Raw genomic sequence first — 20,188 nt, 5'->3', positions numbered from 1 at the left:
TTACTCACCCGTTCGCCACTCGTGTACCCCGAAGGGCCTTACCGTTCGACTTGCATGTGTTAAGCACGCCGCCAGCGTTCGTCCTGAGCCAGGATCAAACTCTCCGTTGAAGACTCTTATCAACCCCACCCTAGAAAGGCAGAGCCAATGAAAACTAGAGAGCCAAATCCAGCAATAAAACTCACGCCAGCAATAACTCCATTGCTGACTAAAAAGAACCGGTCCCTCCCCGACGGGAAGAAGGAGAAGAACCAGCAAACCAAAACAAAATATTGGCACTGACATTCATCGACACACTGTTGAGTTCTCAAAGAACACGCACACACCACCACCACCCACCAGAAGGCGGGAGGATCCGGGGCAACCGTACCAGCCTAACCACACCGCAACACCCGAGTCAAACACCAGGCACCACGTGGATCAGGAAGATGGACTGTACGCTCAGCCTACACGAGGTGCAGACGAACCTTTTCTGTCCGATCGGCCATGCGACTCCGTCCCACCTCGTTCGCCCAGCCCCTGAAGGCCTTCGGTCGGTGTCCGTGTCGCTCTGACTCGAAGAAAGTTACGCCTGCGGACCGCTCCATGCAAATCGGCAGGTGTTCCGCGGTCCACGCGGCGTCGGCCCAGGTCAACGCGTATGTCGGGGCCCACGCCCGCTCACCCTGGAGCGACAGCCCGACTATGACGCCGCTCACATCGGTGGGGATGCCGCGCCGATCTCGTCCAGATCGGGCGCCGGGACGGGTTCGCCGACCTGCGTCGTCAACGGGAGGACGCCGGCCCACACTCCCCCGGCGGCGATGTCCCCCTCGTCGTCGTTCGGTCCGCCCGACCGTGCCTTCACCGACGCCTCGTACAGCGGCAGTGCCACCACGCGAGTCGCGGCCAGCTCCTTGCGAGTGTTGGCCCTGACCACATCGGTCCGGCCGGGGACCAGCTTGTTCACGATGAGATCGAGTGCGACGGCGCGCTCGCCCTCGTCGTCCACGACACGGGGTGTCCCCCGCACCACGGCACTCCGGTAGTTCATCGAGTGATGGAACGCGGAGCGCGCCAGCACCAGCCCGTCCAGCACCGTGATGCTCACGCAGACGTCACCGGGAGCGCCCAGGGTCGTCGCGGCCACCGAGCCGTGGAGGTACAACGTCCCTTCGGCATCGGGACCGTCCAGGTCGTAGGCGAACGAAGTCGGGACGACGAGGGGACTTCCTTGCACCACCACTCCGAGGTGACAGAGCTGTGCGGCGTCGAGCACGTCCGTCAGAGCAGCGCGATCCGCCTGGGCTCGAGATCGGTTGCGTCGCAACGTCGTTCGGGGTGTCGGGGAGAGAGCTGTCGCCGTCGGCGAGGTGTCGGGCCGCCGGCCATGCGCATCGTGCATCGTCATGCGAATCAGTGTGCGGATCACAGTGGTCCGCCGTCACGGTCCACTTCGATACTGTTCGGCTGGACCACTTCCACCAGCGGGAAGGCATCGACGTCATGGCCTCACACGCGTTACCACTCTCCGTGGACCGATCCTCGACGCGTCCACTCCCGTTGCAGATCGCCGACGCACTACGCACCGCCATCGTCGACGGACTTCTGGTCGCCGGCGATCGTCTCCCGTCGACCCGATCGCTGGCCGCAGAGCTGTCGGTCTCCCGCGGCGTCGCCGATCAGGCCTTCGACCAGCTCGCCGCAGAGGGGTGGATCGAGGGCCGCGCCGGATCCGGCACGTTCGTCTCCCCCGACCTGCGGTCCGTCACACCGACCACCGCCGCCGTGTCCGACGCGCGTCCACGCGCAGAGGCGGACAGCGCTCCCCCCACGCTCGCGCTTCGACCGGGCATCCCCTGGACACCGCCCTCGGCGACCGCGGCATGGCGGCGGGCGTGGCGCATCGCCGGCACGGAGCCCGCTCCCCACGGTTACCCCGATCCGGCGGGGCCCGTCCGTCTTCGCCGCAGCGTGTGTTCGCTGCTCGGCCGTGCGCGCGGAATGAGCGTCGATCCCGATCGCGTGGTCGTGACGACGGGTGCCACCCATGGGCTGACTCTGGCACTCGCGGCGATGCGCGCGGACCGTCCGGAACCGAGACCTGTTCTGGCGATGGAGGATCCGGGATATCGGACTGCGGCGTCGGCGGCGATCGCGATGGGCTGGGACCTGTACGACGTCCCCGTGGATGCCGGCGGCATGAGGGTCGACACGCTCGCGTCCACGCCCGAGACCACACGCGCCGTGTACGTGACACCGTCTCACCAGTACCCCACCGGCGGAACCCTCGACGTGGGACGTCGTGCCGCTCTCATCGCCCATGCGCAGAGCACCGACACCGTCGTCGTGGAGGACGACTACGACTCCGAGTACCGCTACGACGTCGCGCCGCTCCCCGCCTTGGCGCACCTTGATCCGGATCGCGTCGTCTACCTCGGCACCATCGCCAAGACCCTGGGCGCAGGCGTGCGACTCGGGTGGATGGTGCTGCCGTCGCACCTCGTCCGGCCGGTACTCGACCACCGCCTGGCCACGGGCGACTTCCCGTCGACACCCCTGTGCTCGGCGATGACGTCACTGCTCGACGACGGCGAGTGGGATCGCACGGTGCGAGCGGCGCGGCGGCGCTACCGCGATCGCGATGCGGCAGTAAGGGATTCGCTGTCGCCGTTCGGCGAACTCCGTGGCCTGGGCGCGGGTATGCACACGACACTCGTCCTGTCGCCGGGACGAGCGGAGGCAGTCGCCCGCGGCGCAGCACACCGCGGAATCGAAGTACCGACCGTCGCGCTGTCCACTCGATCGCACACCGACGTGGGCGGGTTGGTGATCGGCTACGGCCGACTGACCGACACGGAGCTCCGAACGGCACTCACCGTTCTGGTCGACGAACTCCGACGCCACCGCGACTGACGTGCAGCGGCGCGAGCGTCACTGCACGCGGTCGATGTCGCCGCCGAGGTCCTGCAACTGCTCGACGAACCGCGGGTAACCGCGGTCGATGTGATAAACGTCGTGCACCTCGGTGGTGCCGTCGGCCACGAGGCCGGCGAGCACGAGACCGGCGCCCGCGCGGATGTCCGAGGACCAGACCGGTGCACTCGACAGCCGCGACACTCCGCGGACCACCGCGTGGTGGCCGTCCGTTCGCGCGTCGGCACCGAGCCGGATCATCTCCTCGACGAAGCGGAACCGGGCCTCGAAGACGTTCTCGGTGATCATCGACGTGCCGTTGGCCACCGAGGCGAGGCCGATCGCCATGGGCTGCAGGTCTGTCGGGAACCCGGGGAACGGGAGCGTGGCGAAGTTGACGGCCACCGGTCGTTCCTCCTGCACGACGCGGAATCCGTCCGGGCGCAGGGTGACGGTGCTGCCCGCCGCCTTCAGCTTGTTGAGCACAAGGGTGAGGTGCTTGGGATTGACCCCCGACACCGTGACATCTCCACAGGTCATCGCCGCGGCGATGCCCCACGTCGCGGCCACGATGCGATCACCGATGACGCGGTGTTCGGTGGGCTTCAGGCTGGGGACACCGATGATGGTCAGCGTCGGAGTTCCGGCACCCTCGACGCGAGCACCCATCTTGTTCAGCATCGCGCACAGATCGGCGATGTCCGGCTCGCGGGCAGCGTTGTCGATCACGGTCTCGCCGTCGGCCAGCACCGCCGCCATCAGGATGTTCTCGGTCGCGCCCACGGACGGGAAGGCCAGCCGGATCGTCGCGCCGTGCAGCTTCTCCGCTGTCGCGACCACACACCCGTGCTCGATCTCGCTGTGCGCGCCGAGCAGGCGGAGACCCGACTGGTGCATGTCGAGCGGACGCGAGCCGATGGCGTCGCCGCCGGGCAGTGCCACCACGGCCTTGCGACACCGCGCGACCAGCGGTCCCAGGACGCACACCGACGCACGGAACTGGCGTACCGCCGCGAAGTCGGCGTGATACTTCGGCTCTGCGGGGGTGGTGATGCGCACGGCATCCCCCTCGAGTTCGACGTCGCACCCCAGCCCACGGAGAACGTCGGCCATGAGGGGGACATCGAGAATGTCGGGGCAGTTGGTGAGGGTGGTCGTGCCCTCGGCGAGCAGCGCCGCGGCCATCAACTTCAGCACGCTGTTCTTCGCCCCACCGACCGACACGTCGCCGGAGAGACGACTACCGCCGGTGACCAGGAAACGTTCACTCACGACGTCAACAGTAGAGGCATCGGTCGTCGATCAGAGCATCGGCCGACTGCCAGTAGGGTTGATCCATGGCGGTTCACCTGACCTCGATCTACACCCGTACCGGCGACGACGGGACGACGGGTCTCAGCGACTTCTCCCGCGTCTCGAAGAACGACCCGAGGGTCGTGGCCTACGCGGAGTGCGACGAACTGAACGCTGCTCTGGGACTGGTGTTGGCGGTCGGATCACCGCCCGAGGGCGTGGCGACGGTGTTGCGCCGGATCCAGAACGATCTGTTCGATGCCGGAGCCGACCTGTCGACTCCCATCCAGGAGAACCCGAAGTACCCACCGCTGCGCGTCACGCCGGAGTACGTCACGCGGCTCGAGACGTGGTGCGACGAGTTCAACGACACTCTCGCGCCGCTGACCTCCTTCGTCCTTCCGGGCGGGACGGCTGCTTCCGCGTTTCTACACCAGGCGCGCACCGTCGCGCGACGGGCGGAGCGGGCAGCGTGGGCCGCTGTCGAGGCACATCCCGAGACGACGGGGCCGCTGCCGGCGACCTATCTCAACCGACTGTCGGATCTGCTGTTCATTCTCGGGCGGGTCACCAACCCGGACGGCGACGTCCTGTGGAAGCCGGGCGGCGAGCGTTCGCGCGACTGACCACGGGCCCGAGCGAGCGAGGTGTCAGGCCGGGCCGCTGCCCGGCATGTTGCGCTGCGACCGGTCGGACGGCCTCGACTCGAGCCACGACGTGAATGCAGTGAACGGGCCACGCTCCATGGCGATCTCGTAGCGGCGGTCCCCCGCGTCGAGTTCGACGATCGCGGTCTCGTCACTCATGATGTCGAACTCGGAGCTCTGCGGACTGCGCCGCTCGCCCTGGATCAGAGTCTGGCGGATCATGCGGCGGTCCGGACCCGGACGCAAACTCGAGAGCTTGTAGAACACGAGCACGTTCTCGCCGTAGCGGACGATGCCGTGACGCCACCCACTTCCCGCCGCGGCGGGAAGACTGCGCAGGATCACGGCAGTGCCCCCGCGGCGGAGAAGCACCAACCGATACAGAAAAGCCGCGGCGAGCCCTCCGAGCAGCACGACCAGAACGACAAGCACTGTCATCCAGGACGTCATCTCTTCGGAACCCGCCGCGGCTTCTTCTCGTGTACCTAGGCCCGCTCGACCGCGCGGACACGCCCGCGTGCGATCGCGAGCGCCTCCTCGTCGTCGGAGCCCTCGGACAGCACGGACCGCGCAGCCTCGACGTCGATGTCCTCCGCGAACTCGGCGGACTCGGCGAGGATGGTGACGGTCCGGCCGGTGACCGACAGGAAACCACCGTGCACGGCGGCGACGCGCCGTTCACCGTCGCCCGTCGTGATGGCCACGGTGCCGCCCTCGATCAACTGACCGAGAACCGGCTCGTGTCCGGCCATGATGCCGATCTCGCCCTCGGTGGTCTGAGCGCTGACCAGCGTGGCCGTTCCCGACCACAGGCGTTCCTCGACTGCGACCAGTTCGACGTCCATCTCAGCCATCTCGGACTACTTTCCGGAGATCTTCTTGGCTGCGGCCTCGACGTCGTCGAGTCCACCGCAGCTGTTGAAGGCCTGCTCGGGAAGGTGGTCGTACTCGCCCTTGGTGACCTTGTCGAACGCCTCGATGGTGTCGGCCAGCGACACGACCGAACCCTCTTCACCGGTGAACTTCTCGGCGACGATGAAGTTCTGGCCGAGGAACTTCTCCAGACGACGGGCACGGGAGACCGTGACCTTGTCCTCCTCGGACAGCTCATCCATACCGAGGATGGCGATGATGTCCTGCAGCTCCTTGTACTTCTGCAGGATGCGCTTGACCTCGTTGGCGACGCGGAAGTGCTCGTCTCCGACGATCGACGCCTCCAGGATGCGCGAGGTGGACGTCAGCGGATCGACAGCGGGGTAGATGCCCTTCTGCGAAATCGGACGCGACAGCTCGGTGGTGGCATCGAGGTGGGCGAAGGTCGTCGCCGGTGCGGGGTCGGTGTAGTCGTCGGCGGGCACGTAGATGGCCTGCAGAGACGTGATGGAACGACCACGCGTCGAGGTGATGCGCTCCTGGAGCTCACCCATCTCGTCGGCGAGGGTGGGCTGGTAGCCCACGGCGGACGGCATGCGGCCGAGGAGAGTGGATACCTCGGAGCCTGCCTGCGTGAACCGGAAGATGTTGTCGATGAAGAGCAACACGTCCTGGTTCTGCACGTCGCGGAAGTACTCGGCCATGGTGAGAGCCGAGAGGGCGACGCGCATACGCGTGCCCGGCGGCTCGTCCATCTGACCGAACACCAGGGCGGTGTCCTGCAGAACGCCCATCTCCTCCATCTCGAGGTGGAGGTCGGTGCCCTCACGCGTGCGCTCACCGACGCCGGCGAACACCGACGTGCCGGAGAACTCACGTGCGATACGGGTGATCATCTCCTGGATGAGCACGGTCTTGCCGACGCCTGCGCCGCCGAACAGACCGATCTTTCCGCCCTTGACGTACGGGGTCAGGAGGTCGATGACCTTGATGCCGGTCTCGAGGATCTCGGTCTTGCCCTCGAGCTGATCGAAGGCCGGGGGCTTGCGGTGGATGCCCCACTGCTCGCCGTCACGGCCGAGTCCGGGGCTGTCCAGGCAGTCGCCGAGGGCGTTGAACACGTGGCCCTTGACGACGTCACCGACGGGAACCGAGATCGGCTTGCCGGAGTCGACGACGGGGGTGCCGCGGACGAGGCCGTCGGTGGGCTGCATCGACACGGTGCGCACGAGGTTGTCGCCGAGGTGCTGTGCGACCTCGAGCGTCAGCGTCTTGGCGACGGCCTTCAGCTCGATCTCTGCGTTCAGCGCGTTGAACAGCGCGGGGATGGATCCACGGGGGAACTCGATGTCGACGACGGGACCGATGACGCGCACGACGCGCCCGTTCTCGGACGACTTGGCGCCGGAACCCGTGCTATCGGTTACTGCTGCGGTCATGTTCAGTCTCTTCCTGAGCTCGCGGCAAGCGCGTCGACGCCGCCGACGATCTCGCTGATTTCCTGGGTGATCTGAGCCTGGCGTGCCTGGTTGGCCTGGCGTGACAGGGCATTGACCAGATCGTTGGCATTGTCCGTGGCGGCCTTCATCGCGGTGCGCCGAGCGGCCGACTCGGATGCCGCCGCGTCGAGCAGTGCGGCGTAGATGCGGGTGCTCACGTACTTCGGGAGCAGCGCGGACAACAGCGTGTCCGCCTCCGGCTCGAAGTCGTACTGCGCGGTGACCTCCTTCGACGACGGCGAGTCGCTGAGCATGTCTGCACCCAGCTCGATCTCCTCGTCGTCGTAGTCGATCTCCAGAGGAGCCATGCGGCGCACCGTCGGCTTGAGCGACAGCATCGACACGAAGGTGGTGTAGACGATGTGGAGTTCGTCCACACCCTCGACCGTGCCCTCGCCGTTCGGTGCCTCGATCTCCTCGCCGGACCCCGCCATGAACAGCTGGACGAGGTGCTTGGCGGCCTTCGCGGCATCGGTGTACGCCGGCTGCTGCGAGAAGCCCGTCCACGCGCCCTTGACGTCGCGATCACGGAACGTGTAGTACGTCAGGCCCTTTCGGCCCAGAACGTAGATGACCGGCTCCTTGCCCTCGGACTTGAGGAGCTGCTGGAGCTCCTCGGCCTCACGAAGGATGTTGGAGTTGTAGCCACCACACTGACCCGAGTCGCTGGTCACGACGAGCACGGCGGCCCGCTTGGGCTCCGCACGCTCGGTGAGCAGCGGATGGTCCAGCGAACCCGAGGCACTGGCCAACGCCGAGAGCACCTTGGTGATCTCGGTGGCGTACGGCTTCGACGCCTCGACGCGGGCCTGCGCCTTGGTGATGCGCGAGGTCGCGATCAGTTCCTGCGCCTTGGTGATCTTCTTGATCGAGTTGGTCGACCTGATCCGGGAGCGCAGCTCACGAATGCTGGGCATCTGTCACCTCACTCCCTGTTCGACGTGCCACGGGTCCGCTCATCACTTGCTGACAGTCTTGCGAGTGACGGTGACCTTCTCCTGGTCGACGTCGCCCTTGTCGAGCGCGTCGGCCTCTGCCTCGTTCACGATCCGCTCGCCCGAGGACGTCAGGAAGCCCTGCTTGAACTCGTCGGTCGCCTTCGTGATCGCGTCGGCGGCCTCGTCCTTGAGAACCTTGCCGCCGGCGATCGCCTCGTAGGCGCTCGACGCGTTGCGGTGCAGATCCTCGAGGAGCTCGCGGTTGAAGCGACGAACGTCCTCGACCGGGACCGTGTCGTAGTAGCCGGCGTCGACGAGGTAGATCGAGACGATCTGGTCCTCGACGGACACCGGGGTGTACTGGTCCTGCTTGAGCAGCTCGACCCAGCGGGCACCGCGCTCGAGCTGCGCCTTGGACGCGGCGTCGAGGTCGGACGCGAAGGCGGAGAACGCCTCCAGCTCGCGGAACTGAGCCATCTCCAGACGGAGCGAACCGGCAACCTTCTTCAGACCCTTGGTCTGCGCCGCGCCACCGACTCGGGACACCGAGGTACCGACGTTGATGGCGGGACGGACACCCTTGTTGAAGAGGTCCGACTCGAGGAAGACCTGGCCGTCGGTGATGGAGATGACGTTGGTCGGGATGAAGGCCGAGATGTCGTTGGCCTTGGTCTCGATCAGCGGCAGACCCGTCATCGAACCGCCACCGAGCTCGTCGGACAGCTTCGCGCACCGCTCGAGCAGACGGGAGTGCAGGTAGAAGACGTCACCGGGGTACGCCTCGCGGCCCGGCGGGCGACGCAGCAGCAGCGAGATGGTGCGGTACGCCTCGGCCTGCTTGGTCAGGTCGTCGAACACGATGAGGACGTGCTTGCCCTGGTACATCCAGTGCTGGCCGAGGGCCGAACCGGTGTACGGGGCGAGCCACTTGAAGCCGGCCGAGTCGGACGCGGGAGCGGCGACGATGGTCGTGTACTCCATGGCGCCGTGCTCGTCCAGAGCGGACTTGACGCCCGCGATGGTCGAACCCTTCTGGCCGATGGCGACGTAGATGCAGCGCACCTGCTTGTCGGCGTCGCCGGTCTCCCAGTTGGCCTTCTGGTTGATGATGGCGTCGACGCAGACGGCGGTCTTGCCCGTCTTGCGGTCGCCGATGATCAGCTGACGCTGGCCGCGGCCGATGGCCGTCAGGGCGTCGATGGCGGTGATGCCGGTCGCGAGGGGCTCCTCGACGGGCTGGCGCTCGAGCACCGATGCCGCCTGGAGCTCCAGGACACGCTGTTCGTTCGACTCGATGTCACCGAGACCGTCGATGGGCTTGCCCAGCGGGTCGATGACGCGTCCGAGGAAGTTGTCGCCGACGGGGACCGAGAGGACCTCGCCGGTGCGCTTGACTTCCTGGCCTTCCTCGATGTGCTCGTAGTCACCGAGGATGACGGCACCGATCTCACGGTCGTCGAGGTTCAGTGCCACGCCGAGGATGCCGCCGGGGAACTCCAGCAGCTCGTTCGACATCGCGGACGGGAGGCCCGTCACGTGAGCGATTCCATCGCTCGTGTCGGACACCAGACCGACCTCTTCACGAGAGGACTCCGGTGCGTAGTTCGCTGTGTAGCTCTCGATCGCGCTACGGATCTCGTCGGAGGAGATCGTCAACTCCGCCATGTTTTCCTGCTCTCACTGTCTGGTGTTTCGTGGCCGGACCGGCTGTGCGGTCGACGTCCGAAACGCGGGGTGGGGCTTGTTACCGAACTGGGCTTGCTACAGAACTCGGGTGCTGCGATGCGTACCGCTCACCGGAGCGACTTCCTCAGGGAGGCGAGACGACCCGCACCACTGCCGTCGATGACCTCGTCGCCGACACGGACGACCAGTCCGCTCAGCAGTTCCCGGTCCACCTCCACGTGGACGGTCACGGACTTGCCGTAGATACCTTCCAGCCTGGACGTGAGCCGAGAGATCTGATCGTCGCTCAGCTCGGTGCTGCTGCGGACGTGAGCGACCTCCTTGTCACGACGAGTGGCCGCGAGTGCGGACAGTTCGCCGAACACGGATGCCGGTGCAGCACCCTTCAGTCGACCGACGGCCTGGATCGCCAGGGCCTCGGTGATCGCGGTGACCTTGCCGTAGAGCAACGTCGACAGGAGCGATCCCGACGCCTCGGCGGGCTTGCTTCGATCGGACAGCGCCTGCTCGAGGGCAGGATCGCCGGCGATGATGCGGCCGAGACGGAACAGCTCGTCCTCCACGGTGCCCAACTGATCCTGGTCCTGCGCCGCGCGCAGAAGTGCCTCACGGCCCAGGAGTACGAGCGAGTCGGTGAGGTCACGGGCCGACGACCAGTTCTGTGCGACGGCGGCCTGCAGTGCGGCGGTGGCCGCTGCACCGATCTTGCCGTCGAACAGGCGGCCCGCGAGCGCGCGTCGCGCGTCCGGAGCAGCCGACGCGTCCGCGAGTGCGGCGCGCAGTGGACGCTGTCCGTCGAGCACCGACACGACCCCGAAGAGGTCGGATCCGGCGCCGGCGGCAGCCGACGTCGCATCCGACGCCGCATCGAGCTCGGCCGTCAGGACGGTGCGGGCCTCGGCGAGGGCTTCACGACTCGCTGCGTACATGGTGCTCACTTCCCGCTAGCGGAATCTGCGCCGACAGAATCGAGTTCGTCGAGGAAACGATCGATCGTGCCGGCACGCTTGACGTCGTCGGACAGCTGCTCGCCGATGACCTTCTCGGCCAGCTCGACAGCCGTACGGCCCAGATCGGCACGCAGTTCGGTGACGATCTGCTGACGCTGAGCCGCGAGCTGCTGGTGACCGGAGGCCACGATGCGGTCGCTCTCCGCCTGTGCACTGGTCTTCATCTCCGCGAGGATCTGCTGACCCTGGGTGCGTGCGTCTTCACGGATCTTGGCGGCTTCCTGGCGTGCGTCGGCCAACTGGGCGCGGTACTGCTCGAGCGCCTCCTTGGCTTCGGCCTGTGCCTCTTCGGCGCGCTTGATCCCGCCTTCGATCTTCTCGGACCGCTCGGAGAGCACCGTCTGGAATCGCGGGAGCACGAACTTCCAGAAGAAGAACCCGATGACGGCGATGCAGACCGCAGACCAGACGATGTCGTAGGTCGCGGGGAGGAGAGGATTGATGTCCTCTTCCCCCTCCGCTGCTGCGAGGACTGCGAATGTCGACATGGCGATCAGAAAATGAAGCCGGCGACGAGGCCGATCAGCGCGAGGGCCTCGGTGAATGCGATACCGAGGAACATGTTGGTGCGGATCTGGCCGGCGAGCTCGGGCTGACGCGCGATGCCCTCGATGGCCTTACCGACCACGATGCCCACGCCGATGCCGGGGCCGATGGCCGCGAGGCCGTAGCCGATGGCTCCGTAGCCTGCGCCGGTGACTTCCTGTGCTTCCTGCGCGAGGTAGGTGAGGCTCATTGTGATGTGTTCCCTTTCTGTTGCCCACGACCGGTCGGCAGCGGGTCAGGTCTGTCTGGTGGCTGGAGAGTCGGTGGGTGGGTCAGTGCGAGTCGGCGTGCAGGGCGAGGTCGATGTAGACCGCCGTCAGCAGCGCGAACACGTAGGCCTGCAGGAAGATGACCAGCAGCTCGAACAGCGTGAAGCCGAATCCCGCGACGAGCGAGAACAGACCGAACACCTTCATGCCGGTCGCCGCCTCGAAGAAGAAGAACTGCGTCGCGCTGAAGAACAGCACCAGCATGATGTGGCCGGCGAGCATATTGGCCATGAGTCGCACGGTCAGCGTGAAGGGCCGCAGGATGAACGTCGAGATGAACTCGATGGGGATCAGCAGCAGGTGCAGCGCGATCGGCACGTTCGGAACGACGATGCTGCTCTTCACGTACTTGAAGAACCCGTACTTCTTGATACCGACGTAGTTGAAGACGACGTACGCGAGGGCTGCCAACACGATCGGCATGCCCACTCGGGCATTCGACGAGATGTTGATGAAGGGGATGACACCCGAGAAGTTGAGGAACAGCACCGCGAAGAAGATGGTCGCGATGACGGGCAGGAAGCGCTTGCCCTGCTCCTTGCCGAGAACTTCGTCTGCGATCTGATCCTTGACGAAGCCCAGTGCGAGCTCACCGACGTTCTGGATACCGCGGGGCACGATCTTCGGGCTGCGCATCGCGAGGCTGAAGAACGCGAGAAGAACGACCGTCATGATGATGCGGACCAGCATCAGCCGGTCGAGCTCGAACGGGGTGCCCTCGAACAGGATGGCCGGTGGGAAAAAGTCGGACAGTGACGGCGGATGGAACTCCGCGGCCAAGTTGGTGACGCTCAGCGGTCTCTCCCGTGTTCGGCCGCAGGCGAAGGACACCCGCGGTTCGATCGGACATATGGCATTCGGGCACGATCGAGCTAGGACGATCTACAAGTCGACTCGGGTCGGCTCGAGTAGTCGTCAGCCGCGTCGGACCGTGCTCACGGTCCCGCGTCTGTCGGGTGTCGGCGACTTCGTCGACTCGGTGACGCGACGTCTGGAAACGGACGCTTCGTCGCGGTACACACTCTCACATGGCGTGGACTACGAGAAACAGCTTCGGTGACGTCGATCACCTGCAAAGACGGTTCCGGGCGGCGCGATGTGTCCGTTACGCCCGGTAAGCCCTCGCTCGAAAGGAACTTTATCAACACAACACGCTGAGTTGTGTCGGGGGTCGCTCCGCGGACGACACTACTACAAAATGTCGTACTACTGAACGTCCGAGTCGGGGTCGCCCGCGGGGGAATCGACGTACGGAACACGCTGCCGGAAGATGCCGTACATCTCGGCACCCAGGACGATGACCAGGGACGCGAGCACCACGATGCCCAGTGTCGGGCGGTTGTAGAAGTCCATCCCCCGCAGCAGTCCCAGCACGATCACCGCGATCAGCATCTTCACGATCCACCCGCCGAGCAGGACGGCCCCGACCGCGGTCGGCGGCAACTTGGCCGAGAACAGGACGGATGCGGCGGTGGCGAGGATGAACAGACCACCGACCGCGGACCCGAGCAGCGCGCCCCACAGACCCTCGAGGCCGGCGAGGAGCACCGCGATGATCGCGGCGACCACGGCGAGGCCGAGCAGGGCGATGACGCCGTACCGGACGGCGGCGCGGAGCGGTGCGGTGGAGGACGGGATCGGTGCGGGCGAGAAGGTCACGACACGCAGGTTACCGGCGGCCCGGATCCCGGAACGACGGCACCGCGGTGACCACCAGGGCGAAGACGAGTCCGCCGGCGAGCAGCAGCACCACGAGGCGGCGATCGAACAGGGACGCGCCGACCGCCCCGAACGCGAGCACACCGACCCACAAGTAGATGAGCAGCACCACGCGGCGATGCGAGTGACCGATCTGGAGCAGACGGTGATGCAGGTGCATCTTGTCCGGGCTGAAGGGGCTGCGGCCTGCACGCGTGCGACGCACGATCGCGAGCAGCAGATCGAGGATCGGGATGAACATGATCGCGCCCACCAGCAGCAACGGGGTCAGCAGACCCAGGAGGTCCCGCGTGCCGTAGGCACTGAGCCCGATACGTCCGGACGCACTGGTCGCGACGGTGGCGAGCATGAGGCCGATGACCATGGAACCCGAGTCGCCCATGAAGATGCGCGCCGGCTGGAAGTTGTGCGGCAGGAACCCCAGGCACGCACCGGCGAGGGCCGCGGCGATCATCGCGGGCGGGTAGGCGCTGACGTCACCGCCCTGCTCGTGCAGCAGTCCGACGGAGAACAGACAGATGGCCACCGCGGCGATAAGGCCGACGCCCGCGGCGAGGCCGTCGAGACCGTCGATGAAGTTCATCGCGTTGATCATGACCACGGCGATGAGCACGGTGACGAGACCCGCCTGCAGCTGGTCCAGAATCAGCGTCGACCCCTCGCCCCACGGCAGATACAGCAGGTACCAGCTGACGCCCATCAGCACCAGGACACCGGCCGCGGTGACCTGACCGGCGAACTTGGTCAGCGCGTCCAGGCCCCACCGGTCGTCGACCACACCCACGGCCATGATGATGAACCCGGAGACCAGGGCCGCCTGGACGTCCGTGGTGAATTCGAACCCTCGGGTGAGGGCCGGCAACTTCTGCGCGAAGAGCAGCGCGACGAGCAGCCCCAGGTAGATGCCGATACCCCCGAGCCGGGGCGTCGGGGTGACGTGGACGTCGCGCTCACGCGGTACGGCCACCGCGCCGAAACGCAGAGCGCCGAGCCGGACGGCTCCGGTGACCAGGAACGTCACCACCGCTGCCGTGAGCATGACGAGAAGAAGCTCGCGGATGGGGACACCGGCGCCTCCGTCCGACTGCGCCAGGAGCGCACTCGCGTGCGCGGGCACGGCCGTCACCACGGTGACTCCCGCGGCGGAGCCGAGTGCGGCATTCGTCAGGCGCTTCCGGCGACGAGCGACTCGGCGGTCACGCCGAGGACCTCGGCGATCTCGCTCGTCGAGACCGCGCCGACGCGGAGAATGCGCGGGGTGTCCCCCGTCAGGTCGACGATCGTCGACGCGAGCGCGTGCTCGGCCGGACCGCCGTCGAGATACACGGCCGCGGACCCGCCGAGCTGTACGCGGGCGTCCTCCGCCGTGACGGCGGGCGGGCGGCCGGAGATGTTCGCACTCGAGACGGCCAGGGGGCCCACCTCGCGCAGCAGTTCGAGAGCCACCGGATGCAGCGGCATGCGGAGCATGACGGTGCCGCGGGCGTCGCCGAGGTCCCACGCGAGCGACGGCGCCTGGTGCACGACGAGACTCAGGGCTCCGGGCCAGAACGCGCGGATGAGATCGCGCGCCGCCTGCCGCACTCCCAGCACGAGGCCGTCGATCGTGTGCCAGGACCCGACGAGCACCGGCACCGGCATGTCGCGGCCGCGCCCCTTCGCGCGGAGCAGATCCGTGACGGCGCTGCTGTCGAAGGCGTCCGCGGCCAGCCCGTACACGGTGTCGGTGGGCATCACGACCAGTCGGCCGGACGACAGCGCACGCTTGGCGGCATCGAGACCTGCCGCGCGAGAGGCGGAATCGGAGCAGTCGTAGACGGTGGACACCCGGCCCATCTTGCCACTGCGTGCACGGCACGCCTGCGCAGCGGTGGCGCGATCTCGCGTCCTAGGTGATCCGGCGCTGCCGACGAGCGACGACGAAGCGTGGGCGGTCCGCGAGATCCCGATGCTGGGACACGTCTCCGAACACCGCTCGCCCCTCCAGGAGGGCGACCACCCGGTCTCCGTGGGAGTCGTCGTGCTCGATGCCCACTCCCCCGTCGATCCGCAACCACCGCGCGATGTTCGCGATCATCGGCTCGATGACGGACAGCCCGTCCGGGCCACCGAACAGCGCGACGTGCGGATCGTGGTCGATCACCTCGGGATCGAGCCGCGCACTCGTCGGCACGTAGGGCGGGTTCGCCACGACCAGGTCGACGGTGCCGTCGAGCTCCGTGAGCACCGTCCTCTCGGTCACGTCACCGTGATGCAGATGCACGGGAGTGTCGCCGTCCGACGCCCGCAGGTCGGCGTTGCGCCGCGCCCACGCCAACGCGTGCGGATCCTTCTCCACCGCGTGCACCACGGCGTCCGGGCGAGCGTGGCCGATCGCGAGGGCGAGTGCGCCGCTTCCGGTGCACAGGTCGAGGACGACGGGCGGATGCCGCCCGGCGGACTCGAGGAACGCGAGTGCCCAGGCGAGCAACAGTTCCGTCTCCGGGCGGGGGACGAACACCCCGGGGCCCACCTCGACGTCGATCTCCCCCAGTGACGACGTTCCGATGATGTGCTGCAACGGAATTCGCTTCGCACGCTGCGTGACGGTCGCACGGTAGGCCTCGGCGACCTCGGGCTCCACCAACGGGGTCAGGCCGAGCCGCCCGCGGGGAACCGACAGCAGATGCGCGGCGAGCAACTCGGCGTCGACCCGCGGGCTGGGGACGCCGGCCTCGGTCAGGACGCGGGTTGCCTCGACGATGGCCAGACGTAGCGGGACGCGACTCACCGACACAGCTTCGCACTGCCGGTCGGCCCGGCGATCACGCGGAGGTCATTCCGCCTGGAGCCGCGCCTGTCGGTCGGCCGCGGCGAGCGCGTCGAGGAGCGCGTCCATGTCACCGTCGAGAACGGCGTCCAGGTTGTGCGACTTGAAGCCGATGCGGTGGTCGGTGATGCGGTTCTCAGGGAAGTTGTACGTGCGGATGCGCTCGGACCGATCGACGGTGCGCACCTGGCTCGCACGCCCGGCCGCCGCCTCCTTGTCGGCCGCTTCCTCGGCCGCCGCCTGCAGCCGCGAGGCGAGCACCTGCATCGCCCTCGCCTTGTTCTGCAGCTGGGAGCGTTCGTTCTGACAGGTGACGACGATGCCCGTGGGCAGATGCGTGATGCGCACCGCGGAGTCCGTGGTGTTGACGCCCTGGCCACCTTTGCCGGACGAGCGGTAGACGTCGATGCGCAGATCGGTCTCGTCGATCTGGACGGCTTCGACCTCGTCCTGCTCCGGGTAGATCAGGACGCCGGCCGCCGACGTGTGCACTCGTCCCTGCGATTCGGTGACGGGAACACGCTGCACCCGATGCACGCCGCCCTCGAACTTGAACCGCGACCACACACCGTCGGCGGTGTCGGTGCGCGCCTTGATGGACAGCGTCGCGTCCTTGTACCCACCCAGATCGGAGACGTTCGCGTCGAGGATCTCGACCCGCCAGCCGTGGCGCTCGGCGTACCGGACGTACATCCGAGCGAGATCGGACGCGAACAGGGCGGACTCCTCGCCGCCCTCACCCGACTTGACCTCCAGCACGACGTCGTCGGCGTCGTGAGGATCACGGGGCGCGAGCAGGTCGGTGAGGGTGGTGTCGAGCTCGGCCACGGTCGCCTCGAGCGCCGGGATCTCCGCGGCGAAGCCGGCGTCGTCGGCAGCGAGCTCGCGGGCCGCCTCGAGATCGTCGCGGGCGGCACTGAGCTTGGAGTACACACTCATGATCGGGGCCAGCTGCGCGAACCGCTTCCCGGCGCGGCGAGCCGCCGCCGGATCGTCGTGCAGCGAGGGATCGGACAGGTCGCGCTCGAGTCCGGCGTGCTCGGCGAGGATGTCGTCGATCGCGGACGGTGTCGCGGAGGCGGCCACGGTGTTCTCCCTGTCGAACCGAAGAATGTCAACGAACAATGGTGCAGAAACGACCGACGCCCGCCCCGAGACGAATCTCGGAACGGGCGTCGGCGGAAGAGCTAGCTGTCGGCGTCGGCCTTCTTGCCTGCGCGCTTGCCGTAGCGAGCCTCGAAGCGAGCCACGCGGCCGCCGGTGTCGAGGATCTTCTGCTTGCCAGTGTAGAACGGGTGGCACTGCGAGCAGACCTCGACGTTGATGCGCTCCGCCGAGTTGGTGCTGCGGGTCTCGAAAGTATGTCCGCAACCACACACGACTGTCGTCGCTGTGTAATCGGGGTGGATTCCTGCCTTCATGGTGTCCCTTTCATGGTCGCCGGGTCGCCTCGACTGTCGAGAGCGTGAACCGGAACCGGACTCGGCCGATCAGTATGCCAGAGCAGCTGTCCGCGCTGGTAATCGTCTCAACATCGGTGCCGAGACGTTTGTTCCGTCGATCCTCGGGGGTCAGTCCTCCGGCGAACCGGGCGCCGTCTTGGAGACCGACATGAGGAACTCGATGTTGTTCTTGCTCTTCTTCAGTCGGTCGATCAGCAGATCGATCGCCTGGTGCGAGTCGAGCCCGGAGAGCACCCGACGCAGCTTGTGCAGCACGGCCGCCTCGTCGGGACTGAGCAGGAGCTCGTCCTTGCGGGTGCCCGACGGATTGACGTCCACCGCCGGGAACACGCGCCGCTCGGCGATCTTGCGATCGAGCTTGAGCTCGGCGTTGCCCGTGCCCTTGAACTCCTCGAAGATCACCGTGTCACCTGTCGAGCCGGTCTCCACCATCGCCGTGGCGATGATGGTGAGCGATCCACCGTTCTCGATGTTGCGCGCGGCACCGAGGAAGCGCTTGGGCGGGTAGAGCGCCGTGGAGTCGACACCACCGGACAGGATGCGACCCGAGGCCGGCGAGCTGTTGTTGTACGCACGGCCCAGACGCGTGATCGAGTCGAGCAGCACCACCACGTCGCGGCCGTCCTCGACCAGCCGCTTGGCGCGCTCGATCGCCAGCTCGGCGACCGAGGTGTGGTCGCCCGGCGGGCGATCGAAGGTGGAGGCGATGACCTCACCCTTCACGCTGCGCTGCATGTCGGTCACTTCTTCGGGACGCTCGTCCACGAGCACGACCATCAGGTAGCACTCGGGGTTGTTCGTCGCGATGGCGTTCGCGATCGCCTGCAACACGCTGGTCTTACCCGCCTTGGGCGGGCTCACGATGAGCGCACGCTGCCCCTTGCCGATCGGCATGACCAGATCGATCACGCGCGTCGTCAGGATGTTCTGCGTGGTCTCGAGGCGCAGCCGCTGATTCGGGTACAGCGGCGTCAGCTTGTTGAACTCCGGCCGCTTGCGGTTGCCGTCCGGCGGCGCACCGTTGACCGTGTCGAGACGGACCAGCGGGTTGAACTTCTGCCGGGAGTTGTTCTGCTCCCCCTCGCGGGCCACTCGCACGGCACCGGTCAGTGCGTCACCGCGTCGGAGGCCGTTGCGGCGCACCATGTTCATGGAGACGTACACGTCGTTCGGTCCCGCGAGGTATCCCGAGGTCCGGACGAACGCGTAGTTGTCGAGCACGTCGAGAATGCCGGCGACGGGCTGCACGACGTCGTCGTCGCGCAGTTCGGGCTCGCGCTCACGATCACGCTGGTTGCCGCCGCCCTCGGGAGCACCGTCACGATCGCGCCCACGGCGACGCTCGCGGAAACGACGTCCCCGCCTGCCGCGGCCCTCGCCGTCCTCGTCGTCGCGGGGACCGTTGTCACGAGGCCCGTTGTTGCGGTCGCCCTGGTTGCGGTCGCCCTGGTTGCGATCGTTCCGGTCGCCCTGGTTGCGGTCGCCCTGGTTGCGATCGTTGCGGTCGCCCTGATTGCGATCGTTGCGGTCGCCCTGGTTGCGGTCGCCCTGGTTGCGATCGTTGCGGTCGCCCTGGTTGCGGTCGCCCTGGTTGCGGCCCTGGCGCTCGCGGCGCGGCCGGTCCCCGTTCTGACGATCACCCTCGCCCTGGTCGCGGTCGTCGCCACCGTCGGTGCGGGTGGTCTCGGCCGGAGCCGTCGTGGTGGACGCTGCCGCGTCGGTCGACTGGTGCGCGCGGCCGTCCTGCGCAGGCGCAGCGTCGTTCTGCGACTCGGCGGCGGTGTCGGTCGACTCCGCGGCGCCGGCACGGCGGGTCGCTCCGCGACGGTTCCGCGTGCGACGCGGGCCGTCGGGGTTCGCGCCGTCGGACGCTGCACCGTCGGAACCCGAGGTGTCGGCGCTGGGTGTACCGGCGTCGGAGCTGGAGGCGCCGGCGCTCGCACCGTCGGCTCCGGATTCCCGGGGGGCCACGGCGTCGGACACACCGGCGGACGGTGCGTCCGACGTGGCGGCGGGCGCGGACCGGCTCACGCGGGGTGCGCGCGACGGTGCCTCGGTGGCAGCCGCGGACGCGGGCACCTGCTTGGCCTCGATCGCGGACACGAGGTCGCCCTTACGCATCCCGGAGACACCCTTGATGCCGAGTTCGGACGCGAGTCCGCGCAGCTCGGTGAGCACCATCCCGGAGAGTCCGGCACCGCGGCGCGACGTGCGCGGGCGCGTGTCGGACTGGGTCGCCGGAGCAGCGATAGATTCCGTATCGGTCACGGAGGTCCTTTCCTTCCCTCGCGCGCCTGGTGCGCAGATCGAGGGTTCGTTCCGCCGTTCGACTCTCGTGTCGAACTCGGATGCCGCGTACGTTCGCGTCGTGCAGAAGGGCGAAGGCTGTTCCAGGATGCGACTTCCCTGGCGGCCGTGGCGCGCCGATCGACGACGGCGGCACCGCTGGAGCTCAAGGCCGGGAAGTAATGCCCTGGAGAAATCGGCGCGCTGACTGCGCACGATGTACGGACGCGTACCACAATAGCCGTGATGCGAGGT

20 protein-coding genes are annotated in these 20,188 nt (G+C 67.3%); 2 read left to right on the top strand and 18 right to left on the bottom strand.

Going from position 1 to position 20,188, the window contains the following annotated elements; translation table 11 throughout:
- Positions 1-694: 694 nt before the first annotated feature.
- On the bottom strand, positions 695-1,390 hold the full coding sequence (locus J4E04_RS06015; protein ID WP_490150155.1) for a pyridoxamine 5'-phosphate oxidase family protein: 696 nt from the start codon (positions 1,388-1,390) through the stop codon (positions 695-697).
- A 95-nt stretch (positions 1,391-1,485) separates the two neighbouring features.
- Between J4E04_RS06015 and pdxR the strand changes: the two genes are divergently transcribed.
- On the top strand, positions 1,486-2,895 hold the full coding sequence (pdxR, locus tag J4E04_RS06010; protein WP_490150154.1) for a MocR-like pyridoxine biosynthesis transcription factor PdxR: 1,410 nt from the start codon (positions 1,486-1,488) through the stop codon (positions 2,893-2,895).
- Positions 2,896-2,913: 18 nt separating this feature from the next.
- On the opposite strand, the gene murA is transcribed toward pdxR, so the two are convergent.
- Positions 2,914-4,167 carry a UDP-N-acetylglucosamine 1-carboxyvinyltransferase gene (gene murA, locus J4E04_RS06005; protein ID WP_328811505.1) on the bottom strand — a complete coding sequence of 418 codons (1,254 nt, stop codon included), beginning with the start codon at positions 4,165-4,167 and terminating at the stop codon, positions 2,914-2,916.
- 65 nt (positions 4,168-4,232) lie between these two features.
- On the opposite strand from murA, the gene J4E04_RS06000 reads away from it, so the two are divergent.
- The gene (locus J4E04_RS06000; RefSeq protein WP_027507212.1) at positions 4,233-4,814 is read left to right on the top strand and encodes a cob(I)yrinic acid a,c-diamide adenosyltransferase; all 582 of its coding nucleotides are present in this window, start codon (positions 4,233-4,235) and stop codon (positions 4,812-4,814) included.
- A gap of 24 nt (positions 4,815-4,838) precedes the next feature.
- On the opposite strand, the gene J4E04_RS05995 is transcribed toward J4E04_RS06000, so the two are convergent.
- From J4E04_RS05995 to rho, 16 genes are all read right to left on the bottom strand, one after another.
- Positions 4,839-5,273, bottom strand: a complete 435-nt coding sequence (locus J4E04_RS05995) for a DUF2550 domain-containing protein (protein ID WP_231476479.1) — start codon at positions 5,271-5,273, stop codon at positions 4,839-4,841.
- A gap of 47 nt (positions 5,274-5,320) precedes the next feature.
- A complete protein-coding gene (locus tag J4E04_RS05990; protein ID WP_027507214.1) occupies positions 5,321-5,689 on the bottom strand; it encodes a F0F1 ATP synthase subunit epsilon in 369 nt (122 codons plus the stop codon).
- A 6-nt stretch (positions 5,690-5,695) separates the two neighbouring features.
- Positions 5,696-7,147: a F0F1 ATP synthase subunit beta gene (gene atpD / locus J4E04_RS05985; protein ID WP_027507215.1), complete on the bottom strand. Its 1,452-nt coding sequence runs from the start codon at positions 7,145-7,147 to the stop codon at positions 5,696-5,698.
- Positions 7,148-7,149: 2 nt separating this feature from the next.
- Positions 7,150-8,124 carry a F0F1 ATP synthase subunit gamma gene (locus J4E04_RS05980; RefSeq protein WP_027507216.1) on the bottom strand — a complete coding sequence of 325 codons (975 nt, stop codon included), beginning with the start codon at positions 8,122-8,124 and terminating at the stop codon, positions 7,150-7,152.
- Positions 8,125-8,166: 42 nt separating this feature from the next.
- Complete coding sequence (gene atpA, locus J4E04_RS05975) at positions 8,167-9,810, bottom strand: F0F1 ATP synthase subunit alpha (protein ID WP_027507217.1); 1,644 nt, start codon at positions 9,808-9,810, stop codon at positions 8,167-8,169.
- A 128-nt stretch (positions 9,811-9,938) separates the two neighbouring features.
- A complete protein-coding gene (locus tag J4E04_RS05970) occupies positions 9,939-10,769 on the bottom strand; it encodes a F0F1 ATP synthase subunit delta (protein ID WP_200933823.1) in 831 nt (276 codons plus the stop codon).
- The gene (locus tag J4E04_RS05965; RefSeq protein WP_027507219.1) at positions 10,766-11,329 is read right to left on the bottom strand and encodes a F0F1 ATP synthase subunit B; all 564 of its coding nucleotides are present in this window, start codon (positions 11,327-11,329) and stop codon (positions 10,766-10,768) included. The genes J4E04_RS05970 and J4E04_RS05965 overlap by 4 nt, the downstream gene beginning before the upstream one ends.
- Before the next feature lie 5 nt (positions 11,330-11,334).
- Positions 11,335-11,577 carry an ATP synthase F0 subunit C gene (locus J4E04_RS05960; RefSeq protein WP_027507220.1) on the bottom strand — a complete coding sequence of 81 codons (243 nt, stop codon included), beginning with the start codon at positions 11,575-11,577 and terminating at the stop codon, positions 11,335-11,337.
- A gap of 82 nt (positions 11,578-11,659) precedes the next feature.
- Positions 11,660-12,487, bottom strand: coding sequence for a F0F1 ATP synthase subunit A (atpB, locus tag J4E04_RS05955; RefSeq protein ID WP_490150153.1), 828 nt, complete (start codon positions 12,485-12,487; stop codon positions 11,660-11,662).
- A gap of 375 nt (positions 12,488-12,862) precedes the next feature.
- The gene (locus J4E04_RS05950; RefSeq protein WP_490150507.1) at positions 12,863-13,324 is read right to left on the bottom strand and encodes a Cg1360 family ATP-synthase-associated protein; all 462 of its coding nucleotides are present in this window, start codon (positions 13,322-13,324) and stop codon (positions 12,863-12,865) included.
- A 1-nt stretch (position 13,325) separates the two neighbouring features.
- Positions 13,326-14,414 (bottom strand): glycosyltransferase family 4 protein, encoded by a 1,089-nt coding sequence (locus tag J4E04_RS05945; RefSeq protein ID WP_081821490.1) that lies wholly within the window; start codon positions 14,412-14,414, stop codon positions 13,326-13,328.
- Positions 14,415-14,539: 125 nt separating this feature from the next.
- The gene (locus J4E04_RS05940; protein ID WP_027507224.1) at positions 14,540-15,202 is read right to left on the bottom strand and encodes an L-threonylcarbamoyladenylate synthase; all 663 of its coding nucleotides are present in this window, start codon (positions 15,200-15,202) and stop codon (positions 14,540-14,542) included.
- A 61-nt stretch (positions 15,203-15,263) separates the two neighbouring features.
- The gene (gene prmC, locus J4E04_RS05935; RefSeq protein WP_027507225.1) at positions 15,264-16,145 is read right to left on the bottom strand and encodes a peptide chain release factor N(5)-glutamine methyltransferase; all 882 of its coding nucleotides are present in this window, start codon (positions 16,143-16,145) and stop codon (positions 15,264-15,266) included.
- A 45-nt stretch (positions 16,146-16,190) separates the two neighbouring features.
- Positions 16,191-17,270, bottom strand: coding sequence for a peptide chain release factor 1 (gene prfA, locus J4E04_RS05930; protein WP_056448490.1), 1,080 nt, complete (start codon positions 17,268-17,270; stop codon positions 16,191-16,193).
- Between the two features lie 101 nt (positions 17,271-17,371).
- Positions 17,372-17,605: a 50S ribosomal protein L31 gene (gene rpmE / locus J4E04_RS05925; RefSeq protein ID WP_027507227.1), complete on the bottom strand. Its 234-nt coding sequence runs from the start codon at positions 17,603-17,605 to the stop codon at positions 17,372-17,374.
- Between the two features lie 150 nt (positions 17,606-17,755).
- The gene (gene rho / locus J4E04_RS05920; RefSeq protein WP_490150152.1) at positions 17,756-19,915 is read right to left on the bottom strand and encodes a transcription termination factor Rho; all 2,160 of its coding nucleotides are present in this window, start codon (positions 19,913-19,915) and stop codon (positions 17,756-17,758) included.
- Positions 19,916-20,188 lie beyond the last annotated feature (273 nt).

It is taken from the genome of Rhodococcus sp. NFXS4 (assembly GCF_058139645.1).
The sequence above is the reverse complement of the archived record's forward strand: the minus strand, read 5'-3'. Positions and strand labels throughout refer to the sequence as shown.

Bases quoted from the DNA above. Each gene is read 5' to 3' on its own strand.
- J4E04_RS06015 (WP_490150155.1), bottom strand. From the start codon at position 1,390: ATGACGATGCACGATGCGCATGGCCGGCGGCCCGACACCTCGCCGACG.
- pdxR (WP_490150154.1), top strand. From the start codon at position 1,486: ATGGCCTCACACGCGTTACCACTCTCCGTGGACCGATCCTCGACGCGT.
- J4E04_RS06000 (WP_027507212.1), top strand. From the start codon at position 4,233: ATGGCGGTTCACCTGACCTCGATCTACACCCGTACCGGCGACGACGGG.
- J4E04_RS05995 (WP_231476479.1), bottom strand. From the start codon at position 5,273: ATGACAGTGCTTGTCGTTCTGGTCGTGCTGCTCGGAGGGCTCGCCGCG.
- J4E04_RS05990 (WP_027507214.1), bottom strand. From the start codon at position 5,689: ATGGCTGAGATGGACGTCGAACTGGTCGCAGTCGAGGAACGCCTGTGG.
- atpD (WP_027507215.1), bottom strand. From the start codon at position 7,147: ATGACCGCAGCAGTAACCGATAGCACGGGTTCCGGCGCCAAGTCGTCC.
- J4E04_RS05980 (WP_027507216.1), bottom strand. From the start codon at position 8,124: ATGCCCAGCATTCGTGAGCTGCGCTCCCGGATCAGGTCGACCAACTCG.
- atpA (WP_027507217.1), bottom strand. From the start codon at position 9,810: ATGGCGGAGTTGACGATCTCCTCCGACGAGATCCGTAGCGCGATCGAG.
- J4E04_RS05965 (WP_027507219.1), bottom strand. From the start codon at position 11,329: ATGTCGACATTCGCAGTCCTCGCAGCAGCGGAGGGGGAAGAGGACATC.
- J4E04_RS05960 (WP_027507220.1), bottom strand. From the start codon at position 11,577: ATGAGCCTCACCTACCTCGCGCAGGAAGCACAGGAAGTCACCGGCGCA.
- J4E04_RS05945 (WP_081821490.1), bottom strand. From the start codon at position 14,414: ATGCTCACGGCAGCGGTGGTGACGTTCCTGGTCACCGGAGCCGTCCGG.
- rpmE (WP_027507227.1), bottom strand. From the start codon at position 17,605: ATGAAGGCAGGAATCCACCCCGATTACACAGCGACGACAGTCGTGTGT.